Here is a 19,677-nt window from a genome sequence, read left to right as displayed (position 1 = left end):
TGTGCTGCTGCGCGATCTCGTCGACGTCTCGGCCGCGGTGGGTGCGACTCGGTCACGCAAGGACAAGACCCGGTTCCTCGCTGACCTGCTGCTCGCCGCCGCGCCGGACGAGCGCTCCCTCGTTGCGCACTACCTGAGCGGGCGCCTACGGCAACGTCGCACGGGACTGGGCTGGCGCAGCCTCCAGGCGCTTCCCTCCCCCGCCGATGCGCCCTCCCTGGCGGTGGGACAGGTCGACGCCGCCTTCGCGGCGATGTCCGAGCTCGGCGGCCCCGGATCCCAGGCAGCGCGGGCCACCCTGACCGATGACCTGTTCGGCGCCGCGACAGCGCCCGAACAGGAATGGCTGCGTGCCGTCGCCGTCGGCGAGGTACGCCAGGGCGCGCTGGAAGCCGTGGTCACCGACGCGATCGCCCTGGCTGCCAGAGTGCCCCTGGTCGTCGTACGACGGGCAGCGATGCTGGCCGGCGGGGCGACGTACGTCGTCGACGCGGCCTTCGAGGGACCGGAAGCGCTCGCTGCGGTGGGTCTGAGCGTGGGCCGTCCGGTGCTGCCGATGCTGGCGTCGTCGGCCCCTGACGTCGCGGCCGCCATCGAGAAGGCCGCACCGGCCGGTGAGGTCTTCGGCGTGGATGCGAAGCTCGACGGCATCCGGATCCAGGTGCACCGCGACGGCGACGAGGTGGTCGTCGCGACCCGCAGCCTCGACGACATCACAGCGCGACTTCCCGAGGTCGTCGCGATCGTCCGGGCCTTGCCCGCTGACAGGATCGTCCTCGATGGCGAGGCACTCGCGCTCGCCCACGACGGCCGCCCCCGCCCGTTCCAGGAGACCGCGTCACGGACAGCCACGCAGGGCGAGGCAAACAGCGGCACCGTTGTGACGCCGTACTTCTTCGACCTGCTGCACCTCGACGGCACCGATCTCCTCGACCAGCCCGCGACCGAACGCTGGGCTGCGCTCGAACATCTCGTGCCCGAGCAACATCGCGTACGACGATGGGTCGGCGCCGATCCGGACCAGGCTCAAGCGTTCGCCTCCGCAGCACTCGCCGACGGTCACGAGGGCGTCGTCGTGAAGTCCGCGTCGGCGCCGTATGACGCGGGACGCCGCGGCGCTGCGTGGATCAAGGTGAAGCCGGTCCACACCCTCGACCTGGTCGTGCTCGCTGTCGAGCGCGGTTCCGGGCGACGCAAGGGCTGGCTCTCCAACATCCACCTGGGCGCGCGCGATCCCTCACAACCCGGCGGCTTCGTGATGCTCGGCAAGACGACGGAGGAAACCGGTTACGAACCTGGCTGGGTGATGGTCGGGAAGACTTTCAAAGGGATGTCGGACGAGATCCTTACTTGGCAGACCGAGCGCTTCCGCGAGCTTCAGGTCACGGATGACGGCTGGGTGGTCAGGGTTCGACCGGAGCAGGTGGTCGAGATCGCTTTCGACGGCGTTCAGCGATCGAGCCGCTATCCAGGAGGCGTCGCACTCCGCTTCGCGAGAGTCGTCCGTTACCGGGACGACAAGACAGCGGCGGAGACCGACACAATCGACTCGTTGCGAGCATTCCTCAGTGCTGAGTGACGGCCTGTTCCAGGTCGTCCACTGCCGCGCGAAGCTCTTCGATGGATCCAGTCCCTTCGCGACCTGTTGGACTGATTGAGCGGCCAAGACCGTGCACGTGCGCGGTCTTGGCCGGCCAGGAGGCAGCACAATGCGCAATAACCGCGCACATGCACGATCTTGAACGCCGGAGCTGAACTCAGTCGACGACGGTTCACTCGGCGCGACACCATGGTCCCGTGGACAAGCGAGAGGCCAAGCGGCAGATGGCTGAAGTGCGCCGCCTGCTTCTGGCGTGGGACGCCATCGGGGTTGCCGACGAGGTCGAGTGTCAGGACGAATACGACTGCATGATCGGTCCGCTTCTCGATCACCTCCGCGATGGAGCAGGCGCTGGGTTCCTTCACGGCTGGATAGCTCGCGAGCGGGTCGAGCACTTCGGGCTCGACGCCGATCCCGGCCGTGACCGCGTGCTGGCAGACGCGCTCGTTGCCTGGCGCGGCGACGAGTAGCGCGATGAGCTACTTCATTGCCGACGACTACGACTCCATCGACCGCGCGGGCCGCGAACTCCACGCTCGGGGTTGGCGCAAGGCTTTCACGTTGAACGAGATGTTCGAGTGGCGTCGTCGGCCGATCAAGGCTGCCGGAGAGTTTGCAGCAGACCTGGCCGCTGGCTGACCGTATTCCGGAACACCTTCAAGGGCATGACCGACGAGATACTGCGTTGGCAGACCGAGCGGATCGAGGAGCTCGCCGTCGAGGACAACGGCTGGGTGGTCACCGTCCGCCCGGAGCAGGTGGTCGAGATCGCCTTCGACGGTCTGCAGCGGTCAAGGCCTTCCTCGGCTGAGTGCACCCAGCAGCCCGGTCAGAAGCCGGCGGATGCGCCCGACGAGGAGTAGGAGAACTTCCCGCACGCGGCGACCACCTTCTGCGCGCCGGGGACCTCCTCCTGGTTGAACGCCGGCCCATCGCCGATGCCCTCGAGGCCCTTCGTCAGCTCTCCCGACGTGATGAAGTCCCTGGCCGCTGCCTGCGCGCTGCTGACCAGCGCGCTGAACTCCGCGTTGAACTGCACACGCGCCAGCTCGGCCGCGCTCAACGCCCCGGCCGCCGCTTCGACCCTGGCCGCAGCGCCGGCAGTGACGCCGGACGCCGCCATGCCGCGAGCCTTGTGCATGGCGCCGGGGACGGACTTCAGGACCTTGGCCGCTGCGGCGATACCGGGCGAGGTCCTCGTCAGTTCGGCGAGCGGCGCCTTGATGCCCCGGTAGCGATCGGACATCACCTTGTACTCGGCGTCGTCGAAGGCCTGCGACGCGGCCTTCTCCGCCGCCTTGGCCTCGTCCATCGCCTTGTGGATCATGGCTTTGATGACGTTGAGGTCGCGCGCGTCCTCCAAGCCTTCGATCTTTGCCTTCAGCGAGACCTCGAACGCCTCCTTGGCCTTGCGCTTGGCGATCTCCACGTGACCGAGTTCGTGCTGCTTGAGCATCTCGACCTTGGCAGCGTCGTAGTCCGAGGGCAGCTCGATCAAGAACGCGAGCTCATACGAGAGCTTGAGGACGGACAGGTCGTTCGCCATGTAGACGCCGTTGAACTCCCAGTTCGGCGTCGTCCACGCCGCCACGTTGTGACCGCCCTTCTTGATGGCGATCTCTGCCGACTTGGTCATTGCGTACGACGGCTCCACTGAACGCCCCGTGACCTGGATCGAGTCGGGCTTCTTCTTGTCCTTGTCGCGCTGGACCGTCGGCGTCCCGATGATCCGCTGGACGGCCCTGTTGCCGGCCGCCCGTTGGAGCGAGAGCACCCGCTTGGGCGTCATCGAGGGGTTCGGATCGCCGGCGGCGGCGAGCTTGGAGTGCGCGCGCAGGCCCACTTCGACGTCGGGACCGGGCGACTCCAGTACCTCCGGGACGGTCTCCGGGGTGTGGGCGCGGTCGGGTGCAGCGACCTTGCTGTCCTGTTCAGCCCCCACGCGCGGAGCGTACAAGTCACCGGCTGCAGAAATCAGCCCTTGTGGGCAGCCGACGGGGCCGACACCATCGAGACGGTCCGGTCACACATGTTGCAACACCGAGTTGCACACGCCGTACACTCAGGCCATGGCAAGCCAGGCACCCGCGAGCGACGGTCGACGCAAGGCCGCTGCCGCGCGCCGGCGCGAACGCGAAGCACAGATCATCGCAGCGACCCGCGAGCTCTTCGACTCCAAGGGCGTCCGCGATGCGCAGATCGAGGAGATCGCCAGCGCCGTCGGCATCAACCGCGCGATCGTCTACCGCCACTTCACGGGCAAGGAAGAACTGTTCTCGCTGACCCTCGTCGGCTACCTCGACGAGTTGAAGGCGGCCATGGTCGCGGCGGCGACTCCCCAGACGACCCACTCCGGCCGCCTGGCCGCCATCGTCGGCGCCTTCGTGGACTTCGGGGTCACCCATCCGGCCTTCGTCGACTGCGCCCAGTCCCTGATGACCCGTCCGGCGGGCGAACTGTTCGACGACCTGTCCGAGAGTGCGCTCCTGCGTCTCGGTCGCGGGATGACCTCCTGCCTGACCATCTTCTCCGACGAACTCCGCGACGGGGCCGAAGCAGGTGCCTTCACCCTGACCGAGGACCCGGTCCTGCTGGCCAACACGCTGTACGCCAGCGGTCTCGGCGCCCTGCACCTGGCACGACTCGGCATCCTGGTGAGCGAGGTCGCGCCCGGCATCCCGGCGGTCAACCGGGTGACCGCCGAACAGGTCCGCTCCTACATGGTCACCTCGGCGCTCGCCCTGGTGTCCCCCAACCGCGCAACTGCCTGAGCAGCCAGCCGCCGCAGACAACGCAACTGCCCGCCACGGATGATCCGTGGCGGGCAGTTGTGCGATGAAGTGAGGTGCTCAGCGCTCCATGATCGCGACGACGCCCTGGCCGCCGGCAGCACAGACGGAGATCAGCGCGCGGCCGCCTCCGTTGGCCTTGAGCAGCTTGGCGGTGTTGGCCACGATCCGACCGCCGGTGGCGGAGAACGGGTGACCGGCCGCCAGCGAGGAGCCCTTGACGTTGAGCTTGCTGCGGTCGATCGAGCCCAGCGGCGCGTCGAGGCCGAGGCGCTCCTTGCAGAACACCGGGCTCTCCCAGGCAGCGAGCGTCGAGAGGACCTGCGAAGCGAACGCCTCGTGGATCTCGTAGAAGTCGAAGTCCTGCAGGGACAGGCCGTTGCGCTCGAGCATCCGCGGGACGGCGTACGCCGGAGCCATCAGCAGGCCCTCGGCACCGTTCACGAAGTCAACGGCAGCGACCTCGGAGTCGACGAAGTACGCGAGCACTTCGAGGCCGTGCTCCTTGGCCCACTCGTCCGAACCGAGCAGCACCGCAGAGGCGCCGTCGGTCAGCGGGGTCGAGTTGGCGGCCGTCATGGTCGCGGCCTCGCCCTTGCCGAACACCGGCTTGAGGGTCGCGAGCTTCTCCAGCTTGGAGTCGCCGCGCAGGTTGTTGTCGCGCTCCAGACCACGGAACGGGGTGATCAGGTCGTCCTGCCAGCCCTCGTCGTACGACGCCGCGAGGTTGTGGTGCGACGTGACGGCCAGGACGTCCTGGTCCTCACGGGTGATCTGCCACTCGAGAGCGGTCAGTGCCTGGTGGTCGCCCATGGAGAGCTTGGTGCGCGGCTCGCCGTTCGACGGGATCGCGAGACCCACGTCGCCGGGACGGATGGTCGCGAGGATCGCGAGGCGGTCCTTGGTGGTGCGCGCGTTGTTGAGCTGGATCAGCTTCTTGCGGAGCTTCTCGGAGATCGCGATCGGCGCGTCGGACGTGGTGTCCACGCCGCCGCCGATGCCCGAGTCGATCTGACCGAGCTTGATCTTGTTGGCGATGTAGTTGATCGCCTGGAGCCCGGTGCCACACGCCTGCTGGAGGTCGATGGCAGCGGTCTCGGGGGCGAGGCGGGTGCTGAGCACCGACTCGCGCACGAGGTTGAAGTCGCGGCTGTGCTTGAGCACGGCACCACCGGCCACTTCACCGATACGCTCGCCCTCGAGCCCGAACCGGGCGACGAGGCCGTCGAGCGCGGCGGTCAGCATCTCCTGATTGGAAGCGGTGGCGTAAGCGCCGTTGGACCGAGCGAAGGGAATGCGGTTACCGCCGATGACGGCAGCCCGACGAACTGTGTTGGCCATGTTTCCTATCCTCACGCGCAGAGGCCCCCAAGAGAACGATTTGAGGGGCAGATCACGAAATGTGGACTCAGAGTTACACATCTAGTTACATATGCTCCGAGCGGGCTCGGCCCGTGGACCAACCTTCCCGCACTTCCACCCTTGCAGAAAGCAGGCGGACGCACCATGAGTGACAAGTACCAGGGCTTCGTGACCTCCCCGATCGGCAAGCTGCTCGTGAAGAACCTCGGTCTTCCCAACCCGACCGAGCTCGACCGCTACTCCGACGGTGACCCGCTCGTCCAGGGCACCGTCCTCGTGGGTGGCACCGGCCGGCTGGCCGAGTCGCTCCCGGGCCTGCTCGACCTGCTCGGCATCGCGTCCACCACCACCCCCGTCGACGGCGAGAAGCTCAAGGGCCTCGTCTTCGACGCCACCGGCCTCAAGACCGCCGCCGACCTGGTTGCCCTCCGCGACTTCTTCACCCCGCTGCTGCGCAGCCTCGAGTCCTGCGCGCGCGTGGTCGTGATCGGTACGCCGCCGGAGCAGACCAAGGGCAGCGAGCGCGTCGCCCAGCGTGCGCTCGAGGGCTTCACCCGTTCGCTCGGCAAGGAGATCGGCCGCGGCGGCACGGTCCAGCTGGTCTACGTGGCCGACGGCCAGGAGGCCGCGATCACCAGCAGCCTCGCGTTCTTCCTCTCCCCCAAGTCGGCCTATGTCTCCGCCCAGGTCGTCCGGGTCGGTGCGCACGGCAAGGCCACCACCACGAGCGTCGAGGACTGGACCAAGCCGCTGGCCGGCAAGATCGCCCTCGTCACCGGCGCGAGCCGCGGCATCGGCGAGTCGATCGCCCGCGTGCTGCACCGTGACGGCGCCACCATCGTCGGTGTCGACGTGCCGCAGGCCGCCAGCGAACTGCAGAGCCTGATGACCGAACTGGACGGCGACTGGCTGACCATCGACATCACGGCCAAGGACGCGCCGCAGCGGATCGCGCACCACCTCAAGGAGAAGCACGGCGGCGTCGACGTCGTCGTCCACAACGCCGGCATCACCCGCGACCGCAAGCTCGCGAACATGGCGCCCAACGACAAGGGCGACCGCTGGACCTCGGTCATCGGCGTCAACCTGACCGCGCCCGAGCTGATCACCCGTGAGCTGCTCGACCAGAAGGTCATCAACAAGGGTGGCTCGGTCATCGGTGTCGCGTCGATCGCCGGCATCGCGGGCAACGTGGGCCAGACCAACTACGCCGCCTCCAAGGCCGGCGTCATCGGTTTCGTCGACAGCCTCGCCGATGAGCTCAAGGACGGCATCACCATCAACGCCGTCGCGCCGGGCTTCATCATCACGGCCATGACCGCTGCCGTTCCGTTCGCCACCCGCGAGGTCGGCCAGCGCCTGAACGCCATGTCGCAGGGTGGTCTTCCGGTCGACGTCGCCGAGACGATCGCCTGGTACGCCAACCCCGCCTCGTCTGCCGTCAACGGCAACGTGGTCCGGGTCTGCGGCCAGATGATGCTGGGTGCCTGAGATGGCTCTGCCCGTGATGCTCAAGGCGGCCCTGCCTGCAGTGCCCGGCGTGAACCAACTGCCGGGTGTCAAGAAGACCAGCACGACGCTGCCGGACCTGACCCTCGAACGCAACGACGTCGTCGTCGAGCGTTCGGCGGTCAACCGGTACGCCGCGGTGTGCGGGTTCCCGGAGCGCGACGTCGCGCCGGTCCCGTACCTGCACATGCTGGCCTTCCCGCTGCACATGCAGCTGATGACCGACGTGAAGTTCCCGTTCCCGGCCATCGGCTCGGTGCATCTGGAGAACTCCATCACCCAGCACCGACCGGTCGCGATCGGCGAGACCGTGTCCCTGTCCCTCGTTGCCGCCAACCTGCGGAACAGCACCAAGGGCCGCGCGTGGGACATGAACGTCACCGGCGTCGTCGGCGACGAGGTCGTGTGGGAGTCCACGTCGACGTACCTGCGCATCGGCAAGGGCGACAAGGAGAACGGCGACCCCGGCACGGAGTTCGCCGCGGTGGACGCCAAGGGCCCCGTGTGGAGCGTTCCGGACAACCAGGGCCGCGTCTACGGCGCCGTCTCCGGTGACCGGAACCCGATCCACCTCTACCCGCTGACCGCGAAGGCGCTGGGGTTCCCCCGGCACATCGCCCACGGCATGTGGAGCAAGGCCCGCTGCATCGCGGCCCTCGAGAACCGGTTGCCCGACGCGGTCAAGGTGTCGGTGGCGTTCAAGAAGCCGATCTTCCTCCCGGGGAAGGTGCAGTTCGGTGCCGAGCGCAACGCGTCCGGCTACGACTTCACGCTGGTGAACCCGAAGACCGGTGCACCGCACCTGCTCGGGCGCACGACGGCGCTGTAGTCACTTCTGGGGGCGAATGAGCCCCTCTTGCGCAACCGTGGCGACGAGGGTTCCGTCCTGGGTGAAGATCCTGCCCAGGGCGAGCCCTCGTCCGCCGCTGGCCGACGGGGACTGCTGGTCGTAGAGCCACCACTCGTCGGCCCGGAACGGTCGGTGGAACCAGATCGTGTGGTCCAGTGAGGCCATCTGCACCTTGTCCGGCCCGTTGTCGGGATGCGCAGACAGGGTGGCACCGAGCAGCGAAACGTCACTGGCGTAGGTGAACGTCGCCAGGTGCTCCATGGGGTCGTCGCTCAGCCGGCCGTCGACCCGGATCCACACCTGGGTCCGCGACGGGTGCATCGGGTCGGGTTCCAGGCCGTACGCCGAGTTGCCGAGCCAACGCACGTCCAGAGCAGCCCATTCGGTGCTCAGGCCGTCGTCGTGTCCGCGGTCGACGATCAATTGGATCATGTCCAGGCCGTCCTCCGGGGGCTTGACCTCCGGCATGACGTCCTGGTGCTCCAGGCCCTCCTCCGACTTCTGGAAGCTCAGCGACTGGTAGTAGATCGGCCGGCCGTGCTGGCGCGCGAGGACGCGACGAGTGGCGAACGACTTGCCGTCCCTGATCCGCTCGACGTCGTAGATGATCGGGACGTTGTAGTCGCCGGCCAGCAGGAAGTACGAGTGCAGCGAGTGCACCTGGAAGCCCTCGGGCACCGTGCGGGAGGCGGCGATCAACGCTTGCGCGGCCACCTGGCCGCCGTACACGCGCTGACGGATCGTCTCGGGCTGGGTGCCGCGGAACAGGTCGGTGTCGAGCTGTTCGAGGTCGAGAAGGGCCACCAGCTTGCGGGTCGCCTCACCCATGGTGCGCTCGGTCACGCCTGTCCTCCGGTCTCATCGGGACCTTCGAGTCCGGCCAGGAACTGTTCGAACTGCTGGCCGATCTCCTCGCCGGTCGGTAGTGGCTGATCGCTGGCGAGCAGGCTGTTGCCCTCGTCCTCAGCGCGGGCGAAGGTGTCGTACTGCTGCTCCAGGGCAGAGACGACGTCGGCCACCTCCGCGTTGGCGGAGAGGTAGCGACCGATCTCGCCCTCGCGCTCGTCGGCGAGTTCGCGCAGCGCGGTGAGGTCGATGGTGAGCCGTGCCGCCAGCTCGACCTGCTCGAGCAGCGCGATCGATGCAGGCGGGTATTCCAGCTGGGCAAGGTAGTGCGGCACGTGCGCCACGAATCCCTGCCCGTCATGGCTCCACTCGCCGAGGCGGACCTCCAGCAACGCCTGGGCACTGCTCGGAACGCGCAGCTCACCGCGCCAGGGACTGGTGCCCTTGAGCAGGTCCGGGTTGTTCGCGTGGTGGGTGATCGCGATCGGTCGCGTGTGCGGCACCGCCATCGGGACCGAGCCGATCGACACCACGAGCGCGACCTCGAACCGCTCGACGACCTCCAGCACCGCGCGGCAGAACGCCTCCCAGCGGATGTCCGGCTCCGAACCGTGCAGGAGGAGGTACGGCGACCCGCCGGTGTCGTGCAGCAGGCGCACCACCAGGCGGGGGGCGTCGTAGCCCTCGTAGTGATCGCGGGCGAAGGTCATCGGGGGCCGGCGGGCGCGGTAGTCGTGCAATTGGTCGACGTCGAACGTCGCGACCACGACTCCCCCACCCTCCGGTGACGAAGCGCCGGTCCGGACGAGGTGGCGGCAGGCCAAGGCGCCAGCACTGCCGGCGTCGAGGAATCCCTCGAGCGCCACGAGCAGCGGTAGCCCGCTCACGCCCTCGAGCTCGGGCACCTCGTCCACGATGTGCACCACGCGCGGAGACGGGCCGGTGGGCTGCGCAGGAGAGGTCACGAGCCCAGCCTAGTGGCGGGGAATCAGCGTCAGCGGTCGTAGGTGGTGGTCATCAACGCCACACCACGCTGGGCGAGCTGGCTGGACGTGATACCCAACACAGCCTGGAGTGCCTCGGCCTGGTCCGCGCCGCCCTCGAGTCGGTCGAGAAGGAGCAACAACAGGTCCTCGCCGTAGGCGCTGGCGATGTACTCGCAAACCCACCACGAGACGGCGTACCACCCCTCGGCGTCGGGCCCGGCGAACTCGGCTTCACCCGGAAGGTCGAGCGCGGTGGCCCCGACGGACAGGGCGCTCGCCGGCAGTCGGCGCTTGGCCGGCGGCATCGGCCGGACGGAGACGTATTCGGCCAGGCCCTCGTTGAGCCACAGCGGCGCACCGCGTCCGCGGGCCCCGAGCAGGGCATGGGTGAGTTCGTGCCGCACGAGCCGCCCGAGGACCACGGGCGCCTGGTCCAGCACCCGCGGGTTGAGGAACATCCGGAAGGACGCCGCCCCCTTCGACGGGGTCCCGGCATCCACCGGTACCGCGATGGTCAGGCCATCGGCACGGTCCGGGTCACCGACGGTCTGGTTCGCCAACCCGCGCAGGAAGGTCGGGTCCTGGAGCGAATAGACGACGACACCGTCGACAGGTTTCCCGTTGTCGTCGCCGATGACAGCCCGCACGTCATCGCGTCCGCCGCTCATGGCGTCGAGCACGTCGTCGGCCGAGTCCTCCGTGTAGTCGTCGAACACGCCCAGTACGCCGGAACGCTCCTCGACCTGGACCTCACCCAGGTCCCAGGGCTGGACGTTGCCCGGGTGGTCTGCTTCCCACTCGTAGTCGGTGGTGGAGGAGATCAGCATGTGCCGGCCGTCCTCGGACGGGGTGAACAGGAACCGGTCGCGGGAGCGCACGGGCGCGGCGTCGTACCCGTTCAGCTTCAGGGCAAGAACGACCTCGGCCCAGTAGTCGTCGGAGCCCTCGACCAGGGTGATCGTGTCGGTCAGCACGCGGTAACGCAGCACCTCGATCGGCAACTGCGCGAGGTTGTCGTAGTAGACCTGCTGGTCGCCGATCAGGCCCGTGTCGGCGTGGTCGAGGGTGAGCCGGAAGCGGGTGATGTCGTGCTTCTGCAGCGCCACGGCGCGCGCGTTGACCGTGGTCTGCATGAGCTCCCCGACGTTGATGAAGGGGTCACCGGAGTACGTCGGCGGGGGCAGGTCCTCCGAGCAGGCAGTGAGCGACAGCAGGCCACCACAGGTCAGGAACAGCACCGACCGCAGGGCACCGCGCACCGAACCCCCTCGGTGCGACGGACTGCGGTCGGGGTCAGCGCTTCCCGTCCACATCGAGCAGCGTCCGGCCTTCCGCTACTGGCTCGGCAGTGATGTCGTGGAGCACGTCGAGCGCGATCGTGGACGCGGTCAGGCCGATCCGCTCGAGGATCGCGGCACGCTTCGCGTGGGTGAGGAAGTCCTGCGGGATGCCGTGCAGACGCACCGGCGTCCGCACGCCCGCGTCGTTGAGTGTCTGCAGCAGCACCGAGCCGACGCCGCCGATCCGGCCGTTGTCCTCGATGGTGACGACCCGGCGGTGCTTGCGTGCCAGGTCGATCAGGGCCGGGTCGACCGGCTTGACCCAGCGCGGGTCGACGACGGTGACACCGATGCCCTGCGCCACCAGGCGGGCCGCGACGTCAACGGCGATCGTGGCCATCGAGCCGACCGAGACGATCAGGACGTCGCGGGCACCTTCGCGCACCAGGACATCGCCCTCACCGGCCTTGCCGATGGCAGGGATGTCGTCGGGCGGCGGGCCCTTCGGGAAGCGCACGACCGTGGGCGCGTCGGCAACCTCGACGGCCTCGTCCAGCAACTCGCGCATCCGGGTGATGTCGCGGGGCGCCGCCAGTCGCAGCCCGGGAACGACCTGCAGGATCGACATGTCCCACATACCGTTGTGGCTCGCACCATCGTCGCCGGTCACACCGGAGCGGTCGAGCACGAACGTGACGCCGCACTTGTGCAGCGCAACGTCCATCAGGACCTGGTCGAAGGCGCGGTTGAGGAAGGTCGCGTAGACCGCGAAGACCGGGTGCAGGCCGCCCATGGCGAGCCCGGCGGCCGAGGTCGCGGCGTGCTGCTCGGCGATGCCGACGTCGAAGAACCGGTCCGGGAAGCGGGTCTGGAACTGGTCGAGCCCGACCGGGTGCGTCATCGCAGCCGTGATGGCAACGATGTCCGGGCGGCGCTCGCCGATGCCGACGATGTGGTCGGCGAAGTGGTCGGTCCAGATCCGGCCCTTCGGCTTCTCGATGCCGGTCTGGACGTCGAACGGCCCGGGCGCGTGGAACTGGTCGGCTTCGTGCCGTTCCGCGGGGTCGTAGCCGAAACCCTTGCGGGTGATGGCGTGCACGATGACCGGACCGCCGAAGCGCTTCGCCTGGCTCAGCGCCTGCTCCATGGCTCCGCGGTCGTGACCGTCGACCGGGCCGACGTACTTCAGGCCGAGGTCCTCGAACAGGCCCTGAGGTGCGAGCGCGTCCTTGAGGCCCTTCTTCACCGCGTGCAGGGCGTCGTACGCCGCCGGGCCGACGCCAGGCAGCGCGGTGAGGCGGCGCTTGGCGACGTCGAGGACCTGCTCGTAGCGCGGGTTCGTGCGCAGGCTGGTCAGGGCGGTCGCCAGGCCACCGATGGTCGGCGTGTAGGAACGGCCGTTGTCGTTGACGACGATCACGAGCTTGCTGCGGTGCTGGATGGCGATGTTGTTGAGTGCTTCCCACGCCATGCCGCCGGTGAGCGCGCCGTCACCGATCACGGCAACGACGTGGCGGTCCTCGCCACGGATGGCGTAGGCCTTGGCCAGGCCGTCGGCGTAGCTCAGGGCAGTCGATGCGTGGGAGTTCTCGACGAGGTCGTGCTCGGACTCGTCCTTGCTCGGGTAGCCGCTGAGGCCACCCTCGCGCCGCAGCGTGTCGAACGTCGCGGCACGGCCGGTGACGAGCTTGTGCACGTAGGACTGGTGACCGGTGTCGAAGACGACCTTGTCGCGCGGGGAGTCGAAGACACGGTGGATCGCCAGGGTGAGCTCGACGACGCCGAGGTTGGGGCCGAGGTGTCCCGTGTTGGTCGCAACCGTCCGGATGAGGACGTCGCGGATCTCGGCGGCCAGCTGGGTCAGCTCGTCCTCGGAGAGGGTCCGCAGGTCGCGGGGACCGGAGATCTTGTCGAGGACAGGCATGGGTCGAGTCTAGGCGGTCGTCGTTGTGATTGCGGAAAGGTCGAAGCACGCGACCGCGGCCTCGTGCAGGCTGCCCATCCAGAGCATTCCGTCGTGCTCCCGCACCCCCGTCACCATGTGGTACGACGCCCCGTGGTCGCCCGGGCGGAGGTCCACGTCGTGCACGAGGCGACCGCGGTCGTCGTACGCAACGACCCGGACGGTCTGCTTGGGCTTGGGTTGCAGGGCATCGGGCAGCAGGGTGACCAACTTGCGCAAACCCATCGGGCCGCGCTGAACCCGCTCGACGAGAGGATCGACCGGGCTGGCGATCGTGATCCAGATCAGCCCGTCGGAGCCGCGCGCGATGTTGTCGGGGTAGCCGGGCAGGTCGGTGCAGAGCAGGTCCTGCTTGCCCTTGTCGGGGCCGCTGAGCCAGTACCGGACCACGGTGCGGGCGCCCGTCTCGGCAACGCACACGAAGTCCTCGGCCGTCGAGAGGGCGACGCCGTTGGCGAAGGCGAGACCGGTGACGACCGTGGTGATCGTGCCGTCGGGGTCGCGCCGGAACAGTCGGCCGGTGCGGGTGTTGCGGACGAAGTCGTGCTTCCACTGGTGGATGCCGAACTGCGTGGAGGAGTCGGACCACCACAGGGTGCCGTCGGAGGCGATGGCGGCGTTGTTGCAGAACTTCATCGGCACGCCGTCGACGTCAGCGGTGATCGGGTCGATCGCGCCGGTCGCCGGGTCGACCCACAGCAGTCCGCGGGCGGCGTCGCAGACCAGGAGGCGCCCGTCGGGCGACCACTCCAGTCCGAGCGGGCGTCCGCCCGTGTTGGCGATGCGGTCGATCCGCGCACCGTCCGGGGAGAGCCGGAAGATCGCGCCGTCCTCGGTGCCAGTGAACACGCTGCCCGCGTCAGGGCCCGACGTCGCGACGACGACGTCCTCTGCTCCCGGGCCGGGGACGGGAATGACGGTGAACGCGGGACCGGTCATGGCAGCAGCTCCTGGTAGAAGTTCGAGTTGAAGAAGTCGGGGAGGATCTGCGCCGCCCCCGCGCCCAGTGGCAGGTTCGGGATCTGCGCAGGGTCAACGAACACGATCTGGCGTCCCTCACCGACGGTGATGTCGGCATCGGTCGCAGCGGTCAGGCCGATGTAGACCCAGACGGTGTCATGGGTGCCGTAGCCCTCGTGGAAGACCGTGGTCTCGCGCCACAGCTGCAGGTTGGGCACGACCATGCGCAGTCCGGTCTCCTCCTCGAGCTCGCGATAGGCGGCCGCCTCAGGGTCTTCCCCCTCGTCGACGTGGCCACCCACGAACCCCCAGCGTTCGGGGTCGATCACCGGATGCTCGTCGCGCTCCTGCAGCAGGATCCAGCCACGGGGATCGACCAGGATGATCGAGGCAAACTGACGCACGCGCGTCACCGTATCCGGTCGGCTCAGGGCACCAGCACGTAGAACCTCATGAAGTCGTGCTCGATCGGAGCCATCCGCACCTCCGCATACCCGGCAGCCTCCGCGTAGGCCCGCAGGATCGAGGGTCGGAACACCGCGCCCGTTCCCGTGGAACCGGGCTCGGCCAGGCTCACGGGCAGGCAGTGCAGGACGCTGCAGGCAGCGAGCAACCGCTCGAGCGGCGAGCCGTCGGGAGCGAACGCCTCCTCCGCGCGCTCGTCCATGACGACCACCAATCCGCCGGGTCGCAGCGCTCGTCGTACGGCGGCCAAGGCCTCGATGGGGCGGCCCATGTCGTGCAGGCTCTCGAGGAAGAAGGCGACGTCGTACGCCGACGTGCCGTGGTCGGTATCGGAGGTGGCCACCTCGAACCGGGCCCGGTCCCCGAGCCCTGCGTCCACCGCATTCGCGCGAGCGTCCATGATCGACGCCTCGTCTAGGTCGACGCCGACGGCGGTCAGCCCGGGACGCGCCCCGGCCAGCGCGAGGGTCGACCACCCGACACCGCAACCGAGGTCGAGCGCGCAGGCGCCCTCGCGGCTGAGCAGTGCATCCACCTCGGGGAGGACCGGGAGCCAGTCCTGGACGAGCCGTTCGTCGTAGTCCCCCTTGTTGAACAGCCCCTGTCCTTCGCGCACGTCGTCGCCGTACGCACCGAAGGAAACGCCCGTGCCGGCGCGCCAGGCGTCCAGCACCTGCGGCAGCGCCGCACCGAAGCCACCGGCCAGCAGGGCGAGTGCGCTGGCAGAGAACGGGCTGCTGACATCGGCGAGGACGAGTCGCTGGGCATCGGAGAGCCCGAACCTCCGGATGCCCGGGTCGGCGTGGGCCTCCACGACCGTGACCAGGCCCGCGATGGCCTGCTGCTCGAGCCATTCGCGGACGTAGCGCTCCCGGACACCCGAGCGCAGCGCGACCTCGGCGACCGTCCCCGGCGTGGCCAGGGCGTCGTAGAGGCGGAGGCGGGTCCCGAGCCAGACCGTCGACAGCTCGAGCGTGGCGATCGTGTGGTCGAAGAGTCGCTCGACGAGTGCGCCGGCCAGTTCCTCGGTCTGGTCGGCCTTGGCCTCCACGGCGGTCACGACACGGACCCGGAGGTGACGGCGCCCATGACGGCGGCCTCGGTGGCCTGGTCCCACGAACCGGCGCAGGTGCACAGGATCCGGCTGATCCGGCCGTCAGTGACGGTCGCGAGCACCGCGCCCACGGAGAAGTAGGACGTCTCGCCGGTCGTGCGCCAGGAGTACTCGAGCACGAAGCCGGTCGGCGTGGGCTGGACCTCCCAGGTCTCGATCGTCCGTCCAGGAGCGTCCTCGACGAGCAGCGCCGTCACGGCCTCCGGACCGGTGGCCCGGACCAGCGCCTGCGGGAACATGCCCTCGAACAACACGTCGTCCGCGTACGCCGACGACGTGAGTGCGGAGCGCTCGACGTCGCGACGGAAGACGTCGGCCAGTTCGGTCCGCGCGTCGTGCGCCGCGACGAGGTCGAGGTCGAGGTAGGCGACGTCCCCGGTCACCAGCGCGGCGAATCGTGCGGCGATGGCGTCGGTCTCGGGCAGGGCCGAGTTGACCATCGCGGACTCGTAGGAGGCGAACTCGTTGATGGCGACGTAGTGCGTCGGGTCGTTGCGGTCGACGTACACGCGATCGCCGAGGAGGGTACGGCGGCCGGCGGTGTCGCGGCGCCACTGGTCGCCGAGGTCGCTGATCTCGGCAATGTGGTCGGTGTGCAGGTCTTCGATCTGGATGAAGCTCATGACGGACTCCTGAGGGTCTCGGGGTGGAAAGTGCTGTCACCCCGAAGGCGAGAGGTTTCACCTCACACCGGAAGTTGTCCTCGTCGTCAGAGGAGCCAGGTGACCGGCCGCTCGGGTTCGTACCGGCAGAAGGTGCCGGTCTGCACGGCGTGCCGCAGGTGCGTTCCGATCCCCGGCTCGGCAGCCTCGAGTCGCCGGATCGCGTCGCGGATCCGCCACGTCACGGCGCTGCGCGCCCGCTCCGCGGTGGCACCGGTTCGGCGCGCTCGACCGCCGAGCCCGAAGGCGGCGCTGAGCTCCGCCATCAGGAAGGACCGCTCCTCCTCGGCACGACGGCGCCGTTCCTCGTCGCCCACCACCACCGCGTCGTCGAGTTCGTCGTCGAGGGCATCCAGTCGTTGCTTGTAGGCGGCTCGGGCTTGTTCGTCGAGTGCGGGTCCGGTGTCCCCCTCGACCATGCCCGCGCCGGGCGCGCCGGCGAGATCCAGCACGTGTACCTCGACGCCGGGGCGGCCGAGCAGGACCGCGAGATCGGTCATACCCTTCACGTGCCGGACCACCGCGCTCACTCCCCCGTACGAGACGCGCCACACGTCCCCGTCCCGCTGGAAGGAGCCGGCTTCCGCGTCGGCCGGTGGCGCGGCAGCAGTCGCAGGAGCCTGACCCGCACAACGTCGCGCGGCCTCATCGGCCCGGGCGTCCAGCCCCAGGGCCCGATAGGAGGCCTCGGTCTCGGCGAGGAGTTGTCGGCCCCGGTCCATGTCACCCGGAGCAGCCCGTAGCAGGCACACCTCGGCCTGGTGACGCAGCGTGTGGATCCCGCAGAGCACGGCCCCGGACGCGGCGGACAGGTCCCGGGCCCGGACGAGATGCTCCTCGGCAGCGGCCAGGTCGCCCATCAGGATGGCCAGCATCCCGAGGAAGCGGTCGACCGGACCGATCGCTCCAGCGGCGATGCCGTCGACGCCGAAGCGTCCGGCCCAGGGCGCGAGGGCCCGGTGCAGCACGGCGGCCGCGGTTGGCGGGTCGTGCGCGTCCCAGGCCGCGATGGCGACCAGGCAGAGGTTCGACAACTGCTCCGCGTCGTCGCTGAGTCCGGCGACGGCCGCCTCGATCCCGGGCAGGGCTGCAGCTCTCGCCTCGCGCGACTGTCCGGGGAACAGCGCCATCATCTGGATGCCGTCCGGTGCCGTCTCCGCGAGGTCCTCGACGAGCCTACTCAGTTCCGCGAAGATCGCGTCCGTCTGCATCTCCTCGATGGCCGTCCAGCTGCGCTGGACGGCCGACAGGATCACGGCGTTGTGGCTTCCGGCCCGACGGCCGAGCTCCTCGGCCTCGTTCGCACACCGCCTCTGCAGCGCGATGTCCCCGTCGAGGTGGGCGATGAAGCCACGGAACAACGGGACATACCAGCTGTAGAGAGGCTGGCGCAGGGCAGCCGCCGCAGCCTCGAACGCCGTCATGTCGACGCGAGCGGCGGCGACGTTGCCCTGTTCCAACAGCGCCAGGATTCGGAGTCTGAGCCCCAGCAACTCCAGTCCACGGTCCCCGACCCGGCGCGCGCAGGCGATCACCTCGCCGGCGTCGGCCGCACGTCGCTCGGAATGGGACGGCCCCGCCATCGTGTCGCAGCGCGCCGCGAGCGCATGGGCGATCGCCCGCGGATCATCCAGCTTTCGAGCGAGTACGACGGCGTCCTCCGCCATCGCGGACCGGCGCTCCGGGTCGTCGGCGAACGACATGGCCACCGACAGGCGCGCCATGACGTCAGCACGGGCGACCGTCTCCTGGTCACCGAGCAGCGTCAACGCCTCCTCGAGCAGGTCGATCTGCGTGCGATCCCAGAGCCTGACCTCGAAACCTGACAAGCCCGCTGCGAATCCGAGCGCGGCCTCCGCCATGCCGTCGGCGTCACTCCGCACGCGGGCCAGGGCCGCGGCCTGCAGGAAGTCGGCGCGCGCGGACTCAAGGTTGTCGAAGGTGAGACGTGCCGCCCCGCGTTCGAGGAGCACCTGGCGTCGTACCTCGCTGCCGGGCTCGCTGACCTCGAGCGCTGCGGTGAGGTGTTCGGCCGCCTCCTCGTAGGCGTGAACGGCGAGCGCGGCCACCGCTGCACGACGACTCATGGCGACCGCCGCGGCTGCATCGGACAACGGGATCGCGCGATGCAGGTGCTGGGCGACTTCGGCCGCAGCGCTGGGATCGACCTCCACCCGTTGCGCGATCAGGGTCGCGGCCGCGAGGTGGAGCTCGCGCACCCGACTGGCCGGCACCGAGGCGACGACGGCTGCACGGATCAGTGGGTGCGGGAGCTCGACGCGACCGGGCACATCGCGGGCCAGCCCGGCAGCAATCGCCTCGTCGAGCAACCCGGCCACCGCGGCCGCCGATTGGTCCGTCAGCCGCGCGACCGTCTCGACCGAGCTCGCGGTACCGGCGACCGCTCCCGCCACCAGCAGTTCGTGGCAGGCCTGGGACACCCGACCGAGCCGGCGCCTGATGATCGCGGTCGCCGATTCGGGCACCGCCGAGTCGATGACGTCGGTGCCGCGGTCCACGGCCAGGCGGGCGAGTTCGCCGACGAAGAGCGGGTTGCCCCCGGTGCGTTCGTGCAGCAGGCGGGCGGCCGCGTCGCTGAGCACGCCGCCGGTTTCGGCCGCCACCAGCTGGCCGACGGCCTCGGCGTCCAGGCCCTGCAGCGGGACGCGATCGGCTCGGGACGCGAGTTCGTCGGCGAGGCCGGCCACGGTGTCGTCCAGCAGTGATTCGTGGTCGCGCCAGGCCGCGGCCACCAGCACCGGCCACCGGCCCAGCGATCGCTCGACGAACCGGAGCAGCCGCAGCGACCCGGCATCGGTCCAGTGCAGGTCGTCCAGCACCAGGAGCAACGGGCGGTCCCGGGACAGCGTCTCGAGCACTCCCGTGACGGAGTCGAACAGGGCGAAGCGGTTCGTCCCCGGAGCGCTCGCATCCGTGGCGCGGTCCACTCGGACACCCGGCAGCAGGGCCAACGCCTCCTGGGAGCGCGGGCCCCAGGTTTGCATCAGGGCAGCGGGTTCGACGCCGTCCCCCGCGTCCCGCAGGACCTGCGCCCACAGCCAGAGCGGCGGCGTCCCGGGGTCGTCCCACGCGGCACCGTGCAGGACGCGGAAGCCGCGTGCCTCAGCCAGCCGACACGCCTCGCTGAGGAGAGTCGTCTTGCCGATCCCCGCTTCGCCGCTGATCCACACCAGACCACCCGCGCCTCGTGCAGCCCGGGCGAGCCTCTCCGAAAGGCGCTCACACACGGCGTCACGGCCCAGGAGCAGCGGCTCCGCCGCGGTCGCCATG

General features: G+C 69.3%; 18 protein-coding genes. 7 read left to right on the top strand and 11 right to left on the bottom strand.

Going from position 1 to position 19,677, the window contains the following annotated elements; all coding sequences use genetic code 11:
• The first annotated feature begins 1 nt into the window (after position 1).
• The 4 genes from HRC28_RS13710 (at position 2) to HRC28_RS13695 (ending at position 2,463) form a co-directional block, all read left to right on the top strand.
• A complete protein-coding gene (locus tag HRC28_RS13710) occupies positions 2–1,579 on the top strand; it encodes an ATP-dependent DNA ligase (RefSeq protein WP_182376065.1) in 1,578 nt (525 codons plus the stop codon).
• A 218-nt stretch (positions 1,580–1,797) separates the two neighbouring features.
• Positions 1,798–2,070 (top strand): hypothetical protein, encoded by a 273-nt coding sequence (locus HRC28_RS13705; RefSeq protein ID WP_202033078.1) that lies wholly within the window; start codon positions 1,798–1,800, stop codon positions 2,068–2,070.
• Positions 2,071–2,074: 4 nt separating this feature from the next.
• Entirely contained in the window at positions 2,075–2,239 is a 165-nt protein-coding gene (locus tag HRC28_RS13700) for a hypothetical protein (RefSeq protein ID WP_182376064.1), read from the top strand.
• A gap of 26 nt (positions 2,240–2,265) precedes the next feature.
• Positions 2,266–2,463: a hypothetical protein gene (locus HRC28_RS13695; RefSeq protein ID WP_182380993.1), complete on the top strand. Its 198-nt coding sequence runs from the start codon at positions 2,266–2,268 to the stop codon at positions 2,461–2,463.
• Here the strand turns inward: HRC28_RS13695 and HRC28_RS13690 are convergent.
• The gene (locus HRC28_RS13690) at positions 2,430–3,542 is read right to left on the bottom strand and encodes a DUF922 domain-containing protein (protein ID WP_182376063.1); all 1,113 of its coding nucleotides are present in this window, start codon (positions 3,540–3,542) and stop codon (positions 2,430–2,432) included. The genes HRC28_RS13695 and HRC28_RS13690 overlap by 34 nt on opposite strands.
• Positions 3,543–3,669: 127 nt before the next feature.
• On the opposite strand from HRC28_RS13690, the gene HRC28_RS13685 reads away from it, so the two are divergent.
• Positions 3,670–4,371, top strand: a complete 702-nt coding sequence (locus HRC28_RS13685; protein ID WP_182376062.1) for a TetR/AcrR family transcriptional regulator — start codon at positions 3,670–3,672, stop codon at positions 4,369–4,371.
• A gap of 78 nt (positions 4,372–4,449) precedes the next feature.
• Here the strand turns inward: HRC28_RS13685 and HRC28_RS13680 are convergent, their stop codons facing one another.
• Positions 4,450–5,730: an acetyl-CoA C-acetyltransferase gene (locus tag HRC28_RS13680; protein ID WP_182376061.1), complete on the bottom strand. Its 1,281-nt coding sequence runs from the start codon at positions 5,728–5,730 to the stop codon at positions 4,450–4,452.
• 165 nt (positions 5,731–5,895) lie between these two features.
• Here HRC28_RS13680 and HRC28_RS13675 point away from each other — a divergent pair, with 165 nt between their 5' ends.
• Positions 5,896–7,242, top strand: a complete 1,347-nt coding sequence (locus tag HRC28_RS13675) for a 3-oxoacyl-ACP reductase (RefSeq protein ID WP_182376060.1) — start codon at positions 5,896–5,898, stop codon at positions 7,240–7,242.
• 1 nt (position 7,243) lies between these two features.
• Complete coding sequence (locus HRC28_RS13670) at positions 7,244–8,089, top strand: MaoC/PaaZ C-terminal domain-containing protein (RefSeq protein WP_182380642.1); 846 nt, start codon at positions 7,244–7,246, stop codon at positions 8,087–8,089.
• Here HRC28_RS13670 and HRC28_RS13665 read toward each other — a convergent pair whose 3' ends face one another.
• From HRC28_RS13665 to HRC28_RS13625, 9 genes are all read right to left on the bottom strand, one after another.
• Positions 8,090–8,953, bottom strand: coding sequence for an acyl-CoA thioesterase II (locus HRC28_RS13665; RefSeq protein ID WP_346010492.1), 864 nt, complete (start codon positions 8,951–8,953; stop codon positions 8,090–8,092).
• Positions 8,950–9,921 carry a PAC2 family protein gene (locus HRC28_RS13660; RefSeq protein ID WP_182376059.1) on the bottom strand — a complete coding sequence of 324 codons (972 nt, stop codon included), beginning with the start codon at positions 9,919–9,921 and terminating at the stop codon, positions 8,950–8,952. Before HRC28_RS13660 ends, HRC28_RS13665 begins: the two co-directional genes overlap by 4 nt.
• A gap of 29 nt (positions 9,922–9,950) precedes the next feature.
• Positions 9,951–11,201 carry a hypothetical protein gene (locus tag HRC28_RS13655; RefSeq protein ID WP_182376058.1) on the bottom strand — a complete coding sequence of 417 codons (1,251 nt, stop codon included), beginning with the start codon at positions 11,199–11,201 and terminating at the stop codon, positions 9,951–9,953.
• A gap of 34 nt (positions 11,202–11,235) precedes the next feature.
• Positions 11,236–13,146: a 1-deoxy-D-xylulose-5-phosphate synthase gene (gene dxs / locus HRC28_RS13650; protein ID WP_182376057.1), complete on the bottom strand. Its 1,911-nt coding sequence runs from the start codon at positions 13,144–13,146 to the stop codon at positions 11,236–11,238.
• 9 nt (positions 13,147–13,155) lie between these two features.
• Positions 13,156–14,124 carry an SMP-30/gluconolactonase/LRE family protein gene (locus tag HRC28_RS13645; RefSeq protein WP_182376056.1) on the bottom strand — a complete coding sequence of 323 codons (969 nt, stop codon included), beginning with the start codon at positions 14,122–14,124 and terminating at the stop codon, positions 13,156–13,158.
• Positions 14,121–14,549: an NUDIX hydrolase gene (locus tag HRC28_RS13640; RefSeq protein ID WP_182376055.1), complete on the bottom strand. Its 429-nt coding sequence runs from the start codon at positions 14,547–14,549 to the stop codon at positions 14,121–14,123. Before HRC28_RS13640 ends, HRC28_RS13645 begins: the two co-directional genes overlap by 4 nt.
• A gap of 23 nt (positions 14,550–14,572) precedes the next feature.
• Positions 14,573–15,670 (bottom strand): class I SAM-dependent methyltransferase, encoded by a 1,098-nt coding sequence (locus HRC28_RS13635; RefSeq protein ID WP_182376054.1) that lies wholly within the window; start codon positions 15,668–15,670, stop codon positions 14,573–14,575.
• Positions 15,667–16,347, bottom strand: a complete 681-nt coding sequence (locus tag HRC28_RS13630; protein ID WP_182376053.1) for a hypothetical protein — start codon at positions 16,345–16,347, stop codon at positions 15,667–15,669. Before HRC28_RS13630 ends, HRC28_RS13635 begins: the two co-directional genes overlap by 4 nt.
• An 86-nt stretch (positions 16,348–16,433) precedes the next feature.
• Positions 16,434–19,676, bottom strand: coding sequence for an AAA family ATPase (locus HRC28_RS13625; RefSeq protein WP_182376052.1), 3,243 nt, complete (start codon positions 19,674–19,676; stop codon positions 16,434–16,436).
• Between the last annotated feature and the right edge of the window lies 1 nt (position 19,677).

Origin of the sequence: Nocardioides sp. WS12, assembly GCF_014108865.1 — a bacterium.
In the GTDB taxonomy this organism is placed as follows: domain Bacteria; phylum Actinomycetota; class Actinomycetes; order Propionibacteriales; family Nocardioidaceae; genus Nocardioides.
Note: the sequence above shows the minus strand (reverse complement) of the source record. Positions and strands in the feature narration are given on the sequence as shown.

Bases quoted from the DNA above. Each gene is read 5' to 3' on its own strand.
- HRC28_RS13670 (WP_182380642.1), top strand. From the start codon at position 7,244: ATGGCTCTGCCCGTGATGCTCAAGGCGGCCCTGCCTGCAGTGCCCGGC.
- HRC28_RS13680 (WP_182376061.1), bottom strand. From the start codon at position 5,730: ATGGCCAACACAGTTCGTCGGGCTGCCGTCATCGGCGGTAACCGCATT.
- HRC28_RS13695 (WP_182380993.1), top strand. From the start codon at position 2,266: ATGACCGACGAGATACTGCGTTGGCAGACCGAGCGGATCGAGGAGCTC.
- HRC28_RS13700 (WP_182376064.1), top strand. From the start codon at position 2,075: ATGAGCTACTTCATTGCCGACGACTACGACTCCATCGACCGCGCGGGC.
- HRC28_RS13685 (WP_182376062.1), top strand. From the start codon at position 3,670: ATGGCAAGCCAGGCACCCGCGAGCGACGGTCGACGCAAGGCCGCTGCC.
- HRC28_RS13645 (WP_182376056.1), bottom strand. From the start codon at position 14,124: ATGACCGGTCCCGCGTTCACCGTCATTCCCGTCCCCGGCCCGGGAGCA.
- HRC28_RS13675 (WP_182376060.1), top strand. From the start codon at position 5,896: ATGAGTGACAAGTACCAGGGCTTCGTGACCTCCCCGATCGGCAAGCTG.
- HRC28_RS13630 (WP_182376053.1), bottom strand. From the start codon at position 16,347: ATGAGCTTCATCCAGATCGAAGACCTGCACACCGACCACATTGCCGAG.
- HRC28_RS13625 (WP_182376052.1), bottom strand. From the start codon at position 19,676: ATGGCGACCGCGGCGGAGCCGCTGCTCCTGGGCCGTGACGCCGTGTGT.
- dxs (WP_182376057.1), bottom strand. From the start codon at position 13,146: ATGCCTGTCCTCGACAAGATCTCCGGTCCCCGCGACCTGCGGACCCTC.